The 16,120-nt window shown below is 38.3% G+C and carries 17 protein-coding genes; 11 read left to right on the forward strand and 6 right to left on the reverse strand.

The features are described 5' to 3' along the window. Window positions 1–1,254: 1,254 nt before the first annotated feature. Both BAU15_RS07985 and BAU15_RS07990 read right to left on the reverse strand, forming a co-directional pair. Window positions 1,255–1,575: a hypothetical protein gene (locus BAU15_RS07985; protein ID WP_161842222.1), complete on the reverse strand. Its 321-nt coding sequence runs from the start codon at window positions 1,573–1,575 to the stop codon at window positions 1,255–1,257. A gap of 155 nt (window positions 1,576–1,730) precedes the next feature. Then, window positions 1,731–2,219, reverse strand: coding sequence for an LURP-one-related/scramblase family protein (locus tag BAU15_RS07990; protein WP_161842223.1), 489 nt, complete (start codon window positions 2,217–2,219; stop codon window positions 1,731–1,733). Window positions 2,220–2,785: 566 nt separating this feature from the next. Between BAU15_RS07990 and dnaX the strand changes: the two genes are divergently transcribed. The 9 genes from dnaX to rsmI all read left to right on the forward strand — a co-directional run bounded on the left by dnaX (window position 2,786) and on the right by rsmI (window position 9,771). Then, window positions 2,786–4,573 carry a DNA polymerase III subunit gamma/tau gene (dnaX, locus tag BAU15_RS07995; RefSeq protein ID WP_161842224.1) on the forward strand — a complete coding sequence of 596 codons (1,788 nt, stop codon included), beginning with the start codon at window positions 2,786–2,788 and terminating at the stop codon, window positions 4,571–4,573. 12 nt (window positions 4,574–4,585) lie between these two features. Continuing rightward, window positions 4,586–4,900: a YbaB/EbfC family nucleoid-associated protein gene (locus BAU15_RS08000; RefSeq protein ID WP_161842225.1), complete on the forward strand. Its 315-nt coding sequence runs from the start codon at window positions 4,586–4,588 to the stop codon at window positions 4,898–4,900. Window positions 4,901–4,988: 88 nt separating this feature from the next. Continuing rightward, window positions 4,989–5,585, forward strand: a complete 597-nt coding sequence (recR, locus tag BAU15_RS08005) for a recombination mediator RecR (RefSeq protein ID WP_161842226.1) — start codon at window positions 4,989–4,991, stop codon at window positions 5,583–5,585. 62 nt (window positions 5,586–5,647) lie between these two features. Next, a complete protein-coding gene (gene tmk / locus BAU15_RS08010; RefSeq protein WP_161842227.1) occupies window positions 5,648–6,292 on the forward strand; it encodes a dTMP kinase in 645 nt (214 codons plus the stop codon). 13 nt (window positions 6,293–6,305) lie between these two features. After that, on the forward strand, window positions 6,306–6,635 hold the full coding sequence (locus BAU15_RS08015) for a cyclic-di-AMP receptor (RefSeq protein WP_161842228.1): 330 nt from the start codon (window positions 6,306–6,308) through the stop codon (window positions 6,633–6,635). A gap of 13 nt (window positions 6,636–6,648) precedes the next feature. Beyond that, window positions 6,649–7,590, forward strand: coding sequence for a DNA polymerase III subunit delta' (gene holB / locus BAU15_RS08020; RefSeq protein WP_161842229.1), 942 nt, complete (start codon window positions 6,649–6,651; stop codon window positions 7,588–7,590). Window positions 7,591–7,622: 32 nt separating this feature from the next. Further along, a complete protein-coding gene (locus tag BAU15_RS08025; protein ID WP_161842230.1) occupies window positions 7,623–8,450 on the forward strand; it encodes a PSP1 domain-containing protein in 828 nt (275 codons plus the stop codon). Beyond that, entirely contained in the window at window positions 8,443–8,790 is a 348-nt protein-coding gene (locus BAU15_RS08030; protein ID WP_161842231.1) for a DNA replication initiation control protein YabA, read from the forward strand. The genes BAU15_RS08025 and BAU15_RS08030 overlap by 8 nt, the downstream gene beginning before the upstream one ends. Before the next feature lie 102 nt (window positions 8,791–8,892). After that, window positions 8,893–9,771: a 16S rRNA (cytidine(1402)-2'-O)-methyltransferase gene (gene rsmI, locus BAU15_RS08035; protein ID WP_161842232.1), complete on the forward strand. Its 879-nt coding sequence runs from the start codon at window positions 8,893–8,895 to the stop codon at window positions 9,769–9,771. Window positions 9,772–9,924: 153 nt separating this feature from the next. Here rsmI and BAU15_RS08040 read toward each other — a convergent pair whose 3' ends face one another. Both BAU15_RS08040 and BAU15_RS15730 read right to left on the reverse strand, forming a co-directional pair. Next, window positions 9,925–10,527: a YcxB family protein gene (locus BAU15_RS08040; RefSeq protein WP_161842233.1), complete on the reverse strand. Its 603-nt coding sequence runs from the start codon at window positions 10,525–10,527 to the stop codon at window positions 9,925–9,927. Between the two features lie 229 nt (window positions 10,528–10,756). Then, window positions 10,757–11,029: a hypothetical protein gene (locus tag BAU15_RS15730; RefSeq protein WP_237580158.1), complete on the reverse strand. Its 273-nt coding sequence runs from the start codon at window positions 11,027–11,029 to the stop codon at window positions 10,757–10,759. Window positions 11,030–11,199: 170 nt separating this feature from the next. Here BAU15_RS15730 and dinB point away from each other — a divergent pair, with 170 nt between their 5' ends. Continuing rightward, a complete protein-coding gene (gene dinB, locus BAU15_RS08045; RefSeq protein WP_337247992.1) occupies window positions 11,200–12,330 on the forward strand; it encodes a DNA polymerase IV in 1,131 nt (376 codons plus the stop codon). A gap of 15 nt (window positions 12,331–12,345) precedes the next feature. After that, the gene (locus BAU15_RS08050; protein ID WP_161842235.1) at window positions 12,346–12,804 is read left to right on the forward strand and encodes a hypothetical protein; all 459 of its coding nucleotides are present in this window, start codon (window positions 12,346–12,348) and stop codon (window positions 12,802–12,804) included. A gap of 109 nt (window positions 12,805–12,913) precedes the next feature. On the opposite strand, the gene nrdG is transcribed toward BAU15_RS08050, so the two are convergent. Further along, window positions 12,914–13,516, reverse strand: a complete 603-nt coding sequence (gene nrdG, locus BAU15_RS08055; protein WP_161842236.1) for an anaerobic ribonucleoside-triphosphate reductase activating protein — start codon at window positions 13,514–13,516, stop codon at window positions 12,914–12,916. Between the two features lie 191 nt (window positions 13,517–13,707). Beyond that, entirely contained in the window at window positions 13,708–15,900 is a 2,193-nt protein-coding gene (nrdD, locus tag BAU15_RS08060) for an anaerobic ribonucleoside-triphosphate reductase (protein ID WP_161842237.1), read from the reverse strand. Between the last annotated feature and the right edge of the window lie 220 nt (window positions 15,901–16,120).

The raw sequence follows: 16,120 nt of genomic DNA on the forward strand, positions 1-16,120 counted from the left end.
TATTCATTGTGGTTTCAAGCTGATTGCGAAAAACTTCTGTTAAATTTGTATTTTCTAGTAGTGCTTGAGCGATTTCTTTGTTAAACTGATTCATGGGAAGACCTCTTTCGTTGATTTGGTTTAGTCGCTTTAATCATACGAATAAGGTCTTCCTTTTTCAATACCCTAATTTACACAAACTATTTTACGCTCTCTATGAAACGACAAAAAAGGAAGTGTGGGTGATCTATATGACTATTTTTTGGCTTGTTATAATCTTTTTTATCTGTTTATATGCGCACCTTCAGGCAAAAAAGAACAATCGGCGTCCTTCAGAAAAAGAGAAAAAGTTCGCGTATGTACTTTTTTCTATGGTTTTTTACAGTTTTCATAGAAAGCTTCTATTTATCTGATTTCATAGTCCTCAATATGTTATTTAAAATGCCGTAAGCACTGAATAAAGAACAAAAAATATCGTTTTATTGGCCACTTGTGGCTAGACGGCATCTTTTAGGGATAAAAGTGACATAAAAAAGCTCGATTTAAGAGCAAAACCTATTAAGCGATGACTTCTTGGTTTTTGCTACTCTCCTGAGATGTTCGAAAACACCACGCCTAGCCACAAGTGAGCAACTTCTAAAAATTCTGACTAACTAGCAAAAGCAGCCTCACAATAATTAATGATTCCCCCGTAAATTAACCGTAGAATCCCATATTTATAGGATTTAGTAGCTCATATATATTTCAATTCAAACATTTACTGAACTAGTAAATGGCTAATTTATTCCCACTTGTGGCTAGTTGCGCATCTATTGAGAGTAAAAGTGGCGGGAAACTAACAAATAGTGCAGAGAAATACACTAAGCATAGGATTCTCGCTTATTCACGTCCGGTTCAAACGCTGGAAAACACCGCAACTAGCCACAAGTGGGTAATTTCTCGTTTTCCACCAAAAAATAACGTCCATGACTGACTACAGATTCAATTTCAGATTATTTAATAAATCGTAAGAAGAGCTCAATAGGTGTAGAACTTTATCATTTTTGTAAATTTCAAGTCAGATATTTATTCGGTATAAAAGGTGAGTAAACCGATTCTTTGGCAGAGACAAAAAAAGTCACAATTGCTTAAAAAGCTTGCGACTTCTTTTCCTGTCATTTTGTCTAAACGAAACCTTCGCTTAACTTTTCAACCATTTGAGAAGGAATCACTGAAACGACGGTTAGAACGGCTAGAGTTGCGAACCATTTCCACCAAAACTTTTCCTCCATAATCCTATCTCCTTTGCAGTCGTTGGACTTCAAGTGTGACTTTATTTTTTATGTATTTACGATATCTGAAAAGTAAATAGTGTACATTATAGATTGCTGTAAGTACCATGGTCATTTCTAATAAAGTGAGATGAAGGAATCGCTGAATTTGATTTACTTTCAAAAACTCGAGCAATCCTACAACAATTAAAGTAAACACCACAAGTGTGCCCACCGCAGAAAAAGCATTCATCTTTTCTTCGCCAAATTCTGAAATCCCCATAATAATTAAAAATAGGAGAATTGACAAACCACCTATACTATAAAGAATCCCTTCGAAATTCATCTTCCCACCTCTTTTCTTACTGTTAATTATAGTTAAGTCAAAGGAGCACAGGACAATTACGTCCTGAATGGTCGATTTCTCGTCCCGAATGGTCAATGATGAAAAGATGTCTGTTGGTTGGCAGAATCTCTCGCTATAGTTGAGTTATCAAGTCTTTAGCCTACAGAGCCTCCACTACCATTCATACTATCGATATAGTCTAGTGCTAATGAAAAGGCCACAAGCAAAGGTTCATCTGTCCGATGTAGACAGTCAATCTCATAGGAATCGGCCATCTTCATCCATTGCTTATTCACATAGCCAATCTGTTGGCCATTTCGCAAGACTTGAAACTTCGACATCCAGTTGCCCTCCATGACTATATCTGAGCCGATGATCTCAAATTTTGGTTTAAACGACATCATTTTTTGCTGAATCAGGAGTTCTTTGCCATCGGTTGTTCGTAAATAGAAGGCCGTAGACCAACTTTTCACCTTCTGAGCCACTTCGGCGACTTGAGTGCCGTCCTTGTCGTAGAGGAAAAACCGTTTAGCGAAGCTCATTAACTTCTCCTCCGCGTAATAGACATCGTTCCCCGCAGCATCTTTAATATAGAAACGATCCTTCATACTCAATAATTGCTGTTTGACATATAGTTTTCTCATAAATATCAGCACTCCTCATTTAATTTGTTTGTGACTGTCACCAAGTGATTGGGTTATTTTCTTGGTTACTATTGTTTATTTTAGAAACTCTTTCGTGCAAAAGTCGTATGCACAATTAACTTATAGACTAAGTTTAATCTATCACATGCTTTTTTTGGCTATTTCGAATTTATATATTCATTTTTGAAAGCAAGCAGTCAATTATTTTTAGCGATTGGTTCAAATTAGAACCTATAGTTTCCCTAGAATAGATGAGAATAATCAAAGCGGGCGAGTAGCTGAGGGTATTCAGCTTGAAGTGATTAATATGGAATCAATAATAGGGAATGAACAATAGGAAATGTTCAACTTAAAGTGAACAATCTGTCGGAAATCTCCGATAGTTGTGGGACTTAACTGAAGGGGAGTGGACAGAAAAATTAATCAATACGTGTGTTCATTTTTTTGTTCATTCTGCTTTTTTTAAAATCGAAATTTTTTTCACCGATTCTAGCCATCTGGTAGTTTTTTTTATATAAATCACGTATAATGTGTACTAGTGAAATTTTCTAAGGAAGGGGTCCAATATGGCTTATCAAGCGCTCTACCGTGTCTGGCGTTCGCAACGATTTGATGATGTTGTGGGACAAAAGGCCATTACCCAAACACTTAAAAATGCGATTACCCAAAAGAAGACCTCTCACGCGTATTTATTTACGGGTCCTAGAGGAACTGGGAAGACGAGTGCGGCGAAGATTTTTGCCAAAGCAATTAACTGTCCGAATAGTCAAGAGGGCGAACCGTGTAATGAATGTGAGATGTGTCAGTCGATTACAGCGGGTAGTCAAGAAGATGTGATTGAGATTGATGCGGCAAGTAACAATGGTGTGGAAGAAATTCGTTTTATTCGAGACAGAGCGAATTATGCGCCAACTAAAGCTGCCTACAAAGTCTATATTATTGATGAAGTGCATATGCTTTCGACCGGAGCCTTTAATGCCTTACTGAAAACATTAGAAGAGCCTAAAGAGCATGTTATTTTTATCTTAGCTACAACGGAACCACATAAGATTCCATTAACGATTATTTCAAGAACGCAACGATTTGATTTTAAGCGAATTAATGCGCAGGATATTGTCGATCATTTAAAACATATTCTACAAGAGATTGATATTGCCTTTGAAGAGCAGGCGCTCTATATTATTGCGCGAGCGGCGGAAGGTGGTATGCGGGATGCGTTGAGTATTCTCGATCAGGCGATTTCCTATAGCGATGGGACGATTACGACTGAGCATGCGATGCAAGTCACCGGTAGTTTGACGTTTGAGATGATGGATCAATATGTCGGGGCTTGTGTGAATCAAGAAGTCCAACGTGCCTTAACTGATCTGGAACAAATTTTGTCTGAGGGAAAAGAAGCGCGGCGCTTTTTAGAAGATTTATTGTTATATTGCCGCGATTTATTAATGTATCAACAGGCACCACAGCTTCTTTCAGAAAAATCAGGTCATTTGACTGAGGCGTTTAAAGCGTTGGCGGGTCAAGTGTCGCCAGAAGCCATCTATCAAATGATTCAAATTCTGAGTGAGACCCAAAATGAAGTGCGTTTTACGAATAATGCGACGATTTATCTAGAGGTTGCGACCGTAAAATTAGCGACACCTAGCACAAATCAAGGAGTGTCTCAGGCAAGTGGTCAACCAGCTGGTCAATTAATGCCAGAAGCGTCAGGTCAGTCGGCTCATTCAGGGCAAACAGCGAATGCAGGTGAATTGCATCAATTGCAAGCACAGGTGGCGGCTTTACAAAAAGAAGTCCAGAGTTTGAAACAAAACGGAACCGCTAATGGTGCGGAACCAGCGGCAGCTAAGCCAAAAGCGAAACCTGTGAAAACTACTTTCCGGGTACCGACTGAGCGGGTCTTCCAAGTCTTAGCTGAGGCAACAAAACAAGATTTGTTAAATCTCAAAAATGTTTGGGATGATGTCTTGATGGCGATGTCCGTGACGCAACGGGCGATGCTGAAATCCAGTGAACCTGTTGCTGCAGGCCCAAATAGCTTAGTGATTGCTTTTGAATATGAGATTGTTTGTCAGAAAGCTATGGGGGATGAAGAGCTGTCGCTGATGTTAAGTAACACGATTAGTCGAATGATTCCCAACTATGCGCCAACTGCGGTCTATATTACGCGGGAAAGCTGGCCGGCGATTCGACAATCCTATGTGCAGCAAAATAAGCACCAAGAAAAACCATCTGAATCGTTTAGCGAATCAGAAGAAGAAATGACCGCACCTCTTCCATCAGAGGAAGAAGTAGCTGTTGAAAAAGCCAAAGAATTTTTTGGTGAAGAATTACTAACAATTATTGATGATTAGGAGTGAAGAGATATGATGCGAGGCATGGGAAATATGCAAGGCATGATGAAACAAGTTCAAAAAATGCAAAAAGAAATGGTGAAAGCACAAGAAGCTTTAAACGAGAAAGAATTTACTGGTGAATCAACCAATCAATTGGTGAAAGCCGTCTTTACTGGTGACCGAAAAATGAAAGATATTCAAATTAATGCAGAACTGATTGATCCGGAAGATCCAGATATGTTACAAGATTTTGTGATTATGGCAGTCAATGATGCTCTTTCAAAAATCGAAGTAGAAACTGAGCAAACGATGGGTAAATACACTAAAGGAATGCCAGGGTTCTAAGCTGTAGAACGCAAATAATGTGTAAATAAAACTGCAAAATAGGTGACAAACAAGTTAAAACGACAGAAAATATAAGGAGCAGACGCCCATGCAATACCCAGAACCAATCGCTAAGTTGATTGATAGCTACATGAAATTGCCTGGAATTGGGCAGAAAACAGCGACTAGATTAGCTTTTTATACCATTGATATGAAGGATGAAGTGGTGAATGAATTTGCCAAATCCTTATTGAGTGTCAAACGTGATCTACATTTTTGTAGTATCTGCGGCAACATTACAGAGGAAGATCCTTGTGAGATTTGTCAGGATACGACCAGAGACAAGAGTATGATTCTGGTGGTTGAAGAACCCAAGGATGTCATGGCAATGGAAAAAATGCGTGAGTTTCATGGTCTGTATCATGTCTTACATGGGGTTCTTTCACCAATGGAAGGCACAGGGCCAGAAGATATTAATATCGCGCCGCTGATTCAACGCTTGCATGATGAAGAGGTTAAAGAAATAATTATTGCGACTAATGCAACGACAGAAGGAGAAGCAACTGCGATGTACCTGTCTCGTTTGATCAAACCGGCTGGCATTAAAGTTACCCGTTTGGCCCATGGATTATCTGTCGGCAGCGACATTGAATATGCGGATGAAGTGACTTTATTAAAGGCCGTTGAAGGTCGCCGAGAGTTATAAGTTTTCAATTGAATAAGTTTTCCAGTACAATAGAAGTGTATTGGATAGATGGAGGCAAAAACGTGAACGGATTATTTATCACCGTTGAAGGACCAGATGGGGCTGGCAAGACCAGTGTCATCGAAGAATTATTTCCGAGATTACAAGCATTGACCAATCAACCACTTATAAAAACTAGAGAACCAGGTGGGATTGCGATTGCAGAAAAAATTCGCCAAGTCATCTTAGATCCTAAGAATGATGCGATGGATGAACGGACAGAAGCGTTATTGTATGCGGCTGCTCGTCGTCAACATTTAGTGGAAAAAGTGTTTCCCGCTTTAAATGAAGGCAAGATTATCTTATGTGACCGTTTTGTCGACAGCTCGTTGGCTTATCAAGGAGCCGGTCGCCGCATTGGAGTGGCCGCGATTGCTGAGATGAATATATTTGCGACAGAGGGGTTAGCACCTAATTTCACTTTGTACTTGGATGTGGATTCTGATACGGGCTTGCGCCGTATTTCGCAACATCGTTCGCATCAAATGGATCGTCTTGATTCAGAAGGCTTAGAGTTTCATCAACGGGTGCGTCATGCGTATTTGAAGCTTGCTGAAGAAAATCCATCACGGATTACCAAAATCGATGCACGACAAGACTTATTTCATGTAGTGGAAGCTTGTTTTCAAGCAGTGGTCAGTCGTTATCCAGAGAAGTTTACTAAATAGGAGGGTGTTAAGTATGAAAATCGTATTAGCTATTGTTCAAGATAAGGATAGTAACCGTTTGGCCAATGAGTTTATTGATTCAAATATTCGTGCGACAAAATTGTCATCAACAGGGGGCTTTCTAAAAGCCGGAAACAGCACGTTTATTATTGGGATTGACGATGATCGTGTGGAAGAAACACTTGAATTGATCAAAAAGACTTGCCAATCAAGAAAACAATATGTTTCAACACCAGTAACATTAGATATTTCGATGGATGGCCAAGTACCTTATCCAGTTGAAGTCGAAGTTGGCGGAGCAACAGTCTTTGTTCTTCCAGTTGAAGGATTCCATCAATATTAAGAAGGAGAACCACATGGAAGAAGCACAATTTTTAGAAAAAAATCAGCCAATTGTGTTTACCCAACTTCAGAAAAGCTTTGAGCATGGGCGTCTTGCCCATGCTTATCTTTTTGAAGGTGAGTCAGGCACAGGCAAACATGAAGCCAGTATCTGGTTAGCCAAACACCTATTTTGTAGTAATCTGCAAAATAATCAGCCGTGTAATCAGTGTAATAATTGTCAACGGATTGAACGAAGTGAGCATTTAGATGTTCAATCGATTGAACCTGAAGGACAGACGATTAAGGTGGATCAAATACGTAAGCTACAATCTGAATTTTCAAGAAGTGGCTTTGAGACAAAACAAAAGGTCTTTATTATTAAAGATGCGGACAAAATGAATAGTAGCGCGGCCAATAGTTTGTTGAAATTTCTAGAAGAGCCTGTGGGTCAATTCTTAGCTATCTTAGAAACGGATTCTGTGGGACGCATTTTGCCAACGATTCAGTCTCGCTGCCAAATCCTACATTTTCAGCCACTTTCAAAAGAATTGTTGCAAACAAAACTAATGGAAAATGGCTTGGGCCAGCAGACAGCAAAACTTTTATCTTCATTGACAAATAGTTTCGCTAAAGCAGTTGAAATCTCGCAAAATGAATGGTTTAATGAAGCTAGGGATTCTGTTCAGCAATGGTTTAATTATCTGAAAGAAGCGGATCCACAAGCCTTTATTTATGTTCAAAAGAAGCTGGTCAAGGTCTTTAAAGAAAAAAGTCTGCAGTTTGAGTCGTTTAGTATGCTACTGTTTTATTATCAAAGTCAGTTAGCTGAAAAAACAGCGACCGGGACAGTTAATGAAATTGCGGAGACCAATCGAGTGATTGAACTTATTTTACAGGCGGAACAAAAGTTGAGAGCGAATGTTTCTTTTCAGAGTACAGCTGAGCAACTCGCAGTAAGAATTATTTATAAATAAATTAACTAACGAATTGATGAAGGAGGATGAAAATGGTAGAAGTTGTAGGGGTCCGATACCGCGAAGCAGGACATATCTATTATTTTACTCCTGGGAAATCAGAGTATGTTTACAATGATAAAGTACTTGTTGAATCACAACAAGCGAAGCAAATAGCTACAGTTGCCATTCCAAAACGGGAGATTCAACCAGAGGATTTGCCTGATGAATTAAAACCTATTTTACACAAGGCGTCACCGAAAGAATTGGAGAAGGCGGAGCAGAACGCAGCAGATGCAGAGGAAGCCTTCAAGATTGCAAAGGAAAAGATTCGTCTTCATGAATTAGAAATGAAATTAATTCGAGCGGAATATACTTTTGATAGAAGTAAAATGATCTTTTATTTTACTGCGGATGGGCGTGTTGATTTCAGAGAATTGGTCAAAGACCTAGCAGGGATTTTTAGAACGCGGATTGAACTGCGTCAAATTGGTGTGAGAGATGAGGCCAAGATATTGGGTGGTATTGGTCCATGTGGTCGTCAATTATGTTGTTCGACTTTCTTAGGAGACTTTATTCCTGTGTCAATTAAGATGGCAAAAGACCAAGGTCTATCGTTAAATCCAACGAAAATTTCTGGCTTATGTGGCCGTTTGATGTGTTGTCTGAAATACGAGAATGATGAATATGAAAAGGCTAAAAAAGAATTGCCTGATTATGGCAAAGAAATTGAAACACCAGACGGCAAAGGTCGTGTTGTAGGATTGAATTTATTGAGTCGGATTATTAAGGTTCGCTTGGTTGGGAAAGAAACGCCAGTCGAATATGATTATGAAGAGCTCAAAGAAGTGACAGCTAAAGCAGGTGAGATTCATGGATAAACGGTCGTTGTATGATGGCTTAAATCGGTTAGAATCCGAGTTGCGTAATACATTGACGGAGCTCGTTGAACTGAAAGAAGGTTTCCATGAAATTGTCGAAAAAAATACGACTTTAGAGATGGAAAACCAGCGTTTACGGGAGCATTTAAGAGAATTAAATCAAGTGGCTGAGGAACCTTCTGAAAAAATCAAGCAGGCTCTTTCAAAATCACGGATGAATTTAGAAAAAATCTACGAAGAAGGCTTCCATGTCTGTTACGATTTGTATGGCTCACGTCGAGAAAATGATGAACCTTGTGCGTTTTGTCTTGAGGTCATTTATCGTGAGAGCATTAAGTAAATGAATCTTATCGGAAAATCAAAAAGTTGAGAGTGAAGCTCGTTTCGTTCCTCTCAACTTTTTTGTGGATAACTTTGACTGTGGATGGAAAGGTGGGCCTATATGAATAAACAAAAAAGTTTTAAAGGAGCCCAGACAAGTGGGACGCTTTATCTAGTTCCGACACCTATCGGAAACCTTGAGGATATGACGTTTCGAGCGGTTAAAACGTTGCAATCAGCGGATTTAATTGCTAGTGAGGATACACGAAATACGCAAAAATTATTGAATCATTTTGATATACAAGTACCACAAAAAAGTCTACATGAGCATAATTATAAAGAACGTGTTCCACAGCTTGTGGAACAATTATTGACTGGGCAGACGATTGCTCAGGTTAGTGATGCTGGCATGCCATCAATTAGTGATCCAGGACACGAGTTGGTTTTAGCTTGTATTGAGAAAGACATTCCAGTGGTTTCTTTACCGGGACCAACAGCGGGCATGACTGCTTTGATTGCGTCTGGTCTATTGCCGCAACCGTTTTTATTTTATGGGTTTTTGCCGAGGAAAAAGAAAGAGCAACAAACAGCACTGACTGCATTAAAAAGTCAAGAAAGTACCTTGATTTTTTATGAATCACCGTATCGAGTAGCGGCGACTTTGAAGAATATGCAAGAGGTCTTAGGTGGACAAAGAAAAGCTGTCGTCTGTCGTGAGCTGACAAAAATTCATGAAGAATATTTACGTGGCACAATCGATGAATTGATTGACTATTTGGAGACGACTGAGTTGAAGGGCGAATGTTGCCTCTTAGTTTCAGGAAATGACGGGACAGAGCTTGAGATCAACGAGTCTATCGGTGGTAGCTTGAAAGAACAAGTGCAAGCGAAGATTGATCAAGGATTGTCTTCAAAAGCGGCGATTAAAGAAGTTGCTGTACTAAATAGCGTGAAAAAACAAGAAGTCTATCGGGTCTATCATGAGCTAGAAAATGAATAGAAAGCTTTTAATTTAAACGGATCAGAGATGGGAAATGTTACCCATTTTTGGTCTTTTTTGATATTAAAGGGATTATAAAAAAATAGAAGACTGAAAATCATTTTGACGATTTTCGGTCTTCTATCTTATTGGTTTTAGAACTAGTAAATCAAGTTATTTTTTATGCGTACACATAAGCTTCTTACTCATGAAGAGTTCTAAATCGTCCACAGAAAGTAAATGTTTTGGGAGGATAATAATTTTGTCTTCTGTAATTTGAATTATAAAATACTCATCTGCATCATGGATTTTTTTTAATTCGTCCCACCTCCATGTTTGATCATAGTCTGGCTGAGCACTTATTTTGCTAGATATGCCTATAGTATCGATCATAATTTGTTTTTCAGAAAATAATATATTATTTTCTGGGTCTGTAAGCTGATGATTTATTTTTTGATTCGGATATGTTACTGCACGATAGACAAAGTAAATACCTATTATAAGATATATGACTATTATTGTCAGATAGATGTACTGTTGAGAAAAGAATTCTTTAGCTAGCCGGTGGGCTATATATTTAGGATGCTCTTGGGTAAGTTGATATAGTTGAATAACTATTAAAACACCTATGAATACTGATGCGCTTAGTAAGGAAATTCCAGCTATAAAACTTCTAACGATTATTTTTTTACCCCTAGAGGAGCATTTTCGATTGAATTTTCTAATTGCTTTATGATAATCTTCTTTTTTTAAACAATAGAGATAGGTCAAATTCATCACCCTCAAATTTAAATTTATATTAACATTAACAGATGACTATTAGATTAGAGTGAGAATAATTTGTCTACTGGTTTAAATAACTCCATGTTAAACATCCCTGCTAAAAATAGGAACATTTCTATGCCTACTGATATTATTTCTCCAATACCTGTACCATGAGCAGCAACTATAGTGATTACTGCAGTAGCGACACCTACTGTTAATTCAGCAACGTGGATTTACTCGTTCATATTGAACTCATTAGTTGAATATTAAGATAAATATCATCGTAGTCTTCTTGAGATATTCTAATACTTGTAGGTAACATGGGCTTTGGATAAATTTCAATAATTAATTGTATTTTCTCTTTATATTGAGAATCTTCAATGCTTGTTTTGATAACTATTTTTGTACCAATTAAGTTGTTTCTAGCGCTAGATACAGTCTCTACAAATTTTTCTGAAATAAATTTATAGTCATTGGTGTAGTCAAATAAAAACTTTATATTTCTATCAATCAAAAAGTTACGCAGAAAGATTGAATGGGAACGGATGTTTGTATTATAATAAGAGAGAAGCTTGTGTGATGTTAGCTGATAAATAACAAATAACAAATGACAGGGTCAACGGCGAGCTGTTCAGATCTGTAATAAATAGATAAGATAATACATAAACAGAAAGGATGATCCCCGTGGTCGAGATGCGTTTTCCCTTAAAAAATGATACTTCTAGGAAAATTATTCATATTGATATGGATGCTTTCTTTGCGGCAGTCGAAGAACGCGATCATCCTGAACTGGTGGGACATCCTTTAGTGATTGCTCGCCATCCTAGCGATACTGGAGGACGTGGCGTGGTGACGACTGCCAACTATATCGCTCGCCAGTATGGGATTCATTCGGCGATGAGTGCCCAGAAAGCTTTTGAGTTGTGTCCTCATGCAATATTTAAGCCTGGTAGTTACGAAAAATATAGTCAAATATCTAAAGAGATTCGTCAGATTTTTGCGCGGTACACGGATGTTATTGAGCCGATGTCGATTGATGAAGCCTATCTTGATGTGACAGAAAATAAAGTGCAGTCAAAGTCGGCGATTAAGATTGCTCGCATGATCCAACAAGATGTTTGGCGAGAACTGCGATTAACTTGTTCGGCGGGGGTAAGCTATAATAAGTTTATTGCAAAGTTAGCTTCTGATTACCAGAAACCAAAAGGTATGACGGTTGTGATGCCAGAGGATGCGGTGACGTTTTTGACGGCTTTACCGATTGAAAAATTTCATGGAGTCGGTAAAAAGACGGTACCCAAAATGAATGAGATGGGAATTTTTACTGGGGCTGATTTATACCGACAGAGTGAAATGGAGTTGATTCGGAATTTTGGTAAGATGGGTTATTCGCTTTATCGAAAGGTTCGAGGAATTCATGATTCACCAGTAAATGTCACGCGAGATCGAAAATCAGTTGGGCGCGAACACACCTATGGCACACCTTTAATGACAGAGGATGCAGTTTTAGGTCAGCTACGTCAATTGGCAGAAAGTGTCGAAGGCTCATTACAGCGAGTCCAAAAACATGGGAAAACAGTGGTTCTAAAAGTCCGCTACACAGATTATACAACCATCACTAAACGTGTAACCTTGCCTGAGTATGTCTATCGAAAAGAGGCTTTGTATCATGAAGCGAGTTTAATTTGGGAAGACATTCTAGGGATTGAAAAGGGCATTCGCCTATTGGGAATTACTGTTACTAATTTGGATCCAATGTCCTATGAAAACATTGTCTTGCCACTGTGGGGGAAAGAGAAAGACGATAATAATTAGAAGTGAGGGAAAAGTATGAGTGAGTATATCTATCTTGCAGGGAGCAAGCCTTTTTTGACTGGATCGATTGGTGATAACCCGCGTAAAATAGTCGGGGATACCATATATTATGACAGTGATGTAGACCTGGAATCATTTTATTTTGAAGATAATTATGACGTTGAAGATGATAGTAGATATCCGTTCAGCACTCATTTTTCAAATTACAAATTTCAAGTTTGTTCTTCTGACTTGCATTTACCTGAAGAGGGGACATCTCGTTTGAGTCAGAGAGAAAAGAAGGCAGTAAACGAATTGTTTTCTTATATCCATCGATATTTTGAACAAGATGAGGTAAATCAGTTAGAAATTTTGTACAGTTTGAATAGCTATGAAGATGAGCCTTTGAAAACCAAAAAGACAATAAAATTATCTGAGTTAAAAATGGAGGATTTATTTTATAAGCATTTTAAGTTTTTGACGATAGAAAGATAGGCTCACAATAGCTATACTTTCTTTAACAGGTACAAAATAAAAATGTAGGAAACGACTAAGCGCGTGTGGCGGCTTCAGTCATTCCCTACATTTTTTATTTGCATTAGCTTTAAATTAAATCGGCTTTTTTGATTTGTTCAAAGGTTTGTTCGCCGTCGTGACCTTTTGCCCACAGCACAACTTTTTGTTGAGCCAGTGATTGTTTGACGTCGATGATGCGTTGGTTACTGCTGCCACGAAATTGTAATTTAAGATCGCGTTTTGCAAGCTCAAAGCGACCGTCGACTAAGATGTCTACTTGATTTAGTAGTTCAAGTTTGTCTTCTGATTCAAGCAATAATTCTTCAAAGGTGTAACCTGTCCAAGACCAAATATCTTTGGTTGTACCAAAGACGTTTCGGACACGGTTGACGACTTGCAGACAGACATCCGTGTTTAAGAAGGGTTCGCCACCTAAAAGAGTTAATCCTTGCACATAATCATGGCTCAGATCGGCGATGATTTGATCTTCTAATTCTTGTGTAAATGGCGTGCCGTACCGAAAATTCTGAACGGCTTTATTAAAGCACCCCTCACAAGCAAATAAACAGCCGCTGACATACAAACTATTGCGGACGCCTTCGCCATCAACAAAATTAAAGGCTTTGTAATCGGCGATATAATTCTGACTATATTCTTTTGCTAACCATTCTTTTGGTTGGGGATTATTCATTTGGGAAAACTTCTTTCTTTGTCAGTCTAGTTAAAACGTGAAAGCCAGCCTAGCTAGCTACTTACTAATAAATGTGCATTTTGCCTTTAATACCTTTAGCTACAAATGAAGCCAGGAGTAGTGAGCAGTCTTTCGTCTAAGTGGCGAGAGGCTGCTCAATCCTGGCTAATTAATTGTCGGATTGTAGCTAATTATTTCATGTGTTTAACGCGTGAAGAGATTTCTTTGTGGCGTCCGTGAACCATTGGACGTGCTTGAGGATTTCCAAGATAGCCACAAGTTCGTTTAACAACATCACATGTTTTTGGATCGTGGTTGCCACATTCTGGACATTCAAAGCCTCGTTCAGTTGGCGTGAAATCACCTTCAAAACCACAACCATAACAATGATCAATCGGAGTATTGGTTCCTAAATAGCCAACTTTATCGTAGGCATAATCCCAGACTGCTTCTAACGCCTTAGGATTTTGTTGAAGGACTGGATATTCACAATAATGAATGAAACCACCTGAGCAATATTCTGGATAATCTTTTTCAAAATCTAATTTTTCAAATGGTGTCGGATTCTTACGAACATCGTAATGGAAACTATTTGTATAGTAATCCTTGTCTGTAATATTTTCGACAAGACCAAATTTTTCTGTATCTAAACGACAGAAACGGTCAGTTAAGCTTTCGCTTGGTGTTGAGTACACGCTGAAATGATAGTCGTACTCGTCGCTCCAATCATCTGCATGAGCTTTAAGAGATTTTAAAATGCTTAACGTAAATTCTTTGGCTTCAGGCGTTTTTTCCCATTCGCCACCAAAGAAAGAAGAAGCGACTTCATAGAGACCGATATAGCCTAGAGAAACGGTTGCGCGGCGATTTTTGAAGAGCTCATTGACAGACTGCTTGCGGTCCAAACGTTTGCCAAAAGCGCCATACATATAAAGAATCGGTGCATTGGCAGGTGTTGCTTCTTTACAACGATCCACACGGTAGACCAACGCATCCTTCACGATACTTAAACGTTCTTCCAGTAAAGACCAGAATTTGTCCATGTCGCCGTTTGCTTCTAAAGCGATACGAGGCAAGTTTAAGGTAACAACCCCTAAGTTCATCCGGCCAACATTAATTTCTTCGCCGTTCTCATCATTCCATCCTTGAAGGAATGAACGACAACCCATCGGAACCTTGAAACTACCAGTTATTTCAACAATTTTATCGTAGTTTAGAATATCTGGATACATCCGTTTTGTGGCACATTCTAAGGCCAATTCTTTAATTTCATAGTTCGGATCAGATTTTTCCATATTTACGCCACGTTTTAAGGTGAAGATTAATTTAGGGAAAATCGCTGTCCGATGTTCGCTACCTAGACCATTAATTCTGATTTGTAAGATAGCTCGTTGAATTTCACGTTCAAACCAGCTAGTTCCTAAGCCAAATCCTAGCGAAGTAAAGGGTGTTTGACCATTTGAAGTGAAGAGCGTATTAATCTCATATTCTAAGCTTTGCATTGCGTCAAAAATATCTTTGCGCGTTTTTGATTTTGCGTATTCTTCACGACGATCAGGATTTTCAATCCATTCTTCAGCATCTTTTAAGTGTTTTTGATAATTTAATTCGGCAAAAGGAGCTAACAGTTCATCTGTCCGATCTGCTGAACATCCGCCATATTGGCTAGAAGCTACGTTAGCAATAATCTGTGAAATCTGAGCGGTTGCTGTTTGGATTGATTTTGGTGATTCAACTTCAGCATTACCAATCTTGAAGCCTTTCGTTAGCATGCCTTTAAAATCGATTAAACAACAGTTTGTCATCGGCGTATATGGATGGTAATCCAAGTCATGGTAGTGAATATCACCTTTTTGATGGGCATTTGCCACATGTGGCGGTAACATTTTTAGACCGATTGATTTACCAACGATACCGGCGGTTAAATCACGCTGTGTGTTGAAAACATCACTATCTTTATTGGCGTTTTCGTTAACCACTGATTGATCTTTGTTGATTAATTTGCCGATAGTGAAGTTAATATCAGTTAATTTACTGCGTTCAAAATCACGACGTGTCCGGTAATTGATGTATTCTTCAGCTAATTCATATTCATTTTTCTCTAATAGAATATGTTCAACGACGTTTTGAATTTCATAAATTTTGATATTTTGATTAAAGCGTTCAACGATTTCTTGATCCACTCGTTCAACGATATCTTGGATACGTTCATGGGAAAGAGGCGTCAATTCATTGGTTAATTTTTGTTCTGCCTTAATTAGTGCATCATAAATTTTGCGGTCATCGAAATCTACGAGACGGCCATCACGCTTGATAATTTTCATACTTGCTAAACGAGTTTTTTCTGTCGTTCCTTGTGTACTCGTTTCTTTAATTTCCATCATTTGTATCCACTCCTAATTTTTCGTTCATTAACATCATAAAACAATTCAAGAGAAGTATCAACAATATATAGTGTTTTTGTTGATAAAATTTTCTATTCGTACACTATATGTAGTGTGCGAAGAAATTGAAAATTTGTGAAAACTTGTGGTTATCAGCTTTGTGATGAGTTTCATAATATCCGAAAATTTTCAACAGATTTTTTATTAAAATTTTAGAAAA

This window comes from Candidatus Enterococcus huntleyi, from assembly GCF_009933175.1.
GTDB lineage: Bacteria > Bacillota > Bacilli > Lactobacillales > Enterococcaceae > Enterococcus_K > Enterococcus_K huntleyi.

Excerpts from the sequence above, each read along its gene's own strand:
- BAU15_RS07985 (WP_161842222.1), bottom strand. The coding sequence starts at position 1,575 with ATGAATTTCGAAGGGATTCTTTATAGTATAGGTGGTTTGTCAATTCTC.
- BAU15_RS07990 (WP_161842223.1), bottom strand. The coding sequence starts at position 2,219 with ATGAGAAAACTATATGTCAAACAGCAATTATTGAGTATGAAGGATCGT.
- dnaX (WP_161842224.1), top strand. The coding sequence starts at position 2,786 with ATGGCTTATCAAGCGCTCTACCGTGTCTGGCGTTCGCAACGATTTGAT.
- BAU15_RS08000 (WP_161842225.1), top strand. The coding sequence starts at position 4,586 with ATGATGCGAGGCATGGGAAATATGCAAGGCATGATGAAACAAGTTCAA.
- recR (WP_161842226.1), top strand. The coding sequence starts at position 4,989 with ATGCAATACCCAGAACCAATCGCTAAGTTGATTGATAGCTACATGAAA.
- BAU15_RS08015 (WP_161842228.1), top strand. The coding sequence starts at position 6,306 with ATGAAAATCGTATTAGCTATTGTTCAAGATAAGGATAGTAACCGTTTG.
- holB (WP_161842229.1), top strand. The coding sequence starts at position 6,649 with ATGGAAGAAGCACAATTTTTAGAAAAAAATCAGCCAATTGTGTTTACC.
- BAU15_RS08025 (WP_161842230.1), top strand. The coding sequence starts at position 7,623 with ATGGTAGAAGTTGTAGGGGTCCGATACCGCGAAGCAGGACATATCTAT.
- BAU15_RS08030 (WP_161842231.1), top strand. The coding sequence starts at position 8,443 with ATGGATAAACGGTCGTTGTATGATGGCTTAAATCGGTTAGAATCCGAG.
- rsmI (WP_161842232.1), top strand. The coding sequence starts at position 8,893 with ATGAATAAACAAAAAAGTTTTAAAGGAGCCCAGACAAGTGGGACGCTT.
- BAU15_RS08040 (WP_161842233.1), bottom strand. The coding sequence starts at position 10,527 with ATGAATTTGACCTATCTCTATTGTTTAAAAAAAGAAGATTATCATAAA.
- BAU15_RS08050 (WP_161842235.1), top strand. The coding sequence starts at position 12,346 with ATGAGTGAGTATATCTATCTTGCAGGGAGCAAGCCTTTTTTGACTGGA.
- nrdG (WP_161842236.1), bottom strand. The coding sequence starts at position 13,516 with ATGAATAATCCCCAACCAAAAGAATGGTTAGCAAAAGAATATAGTCAG.
- nrdD (WP_161842237.1), bottom strand. The coding sequence starts at position 15,900 with ATGATGGAAATTAAAGAAACGAGTACACAAGGAACGACAGAAAAAACT.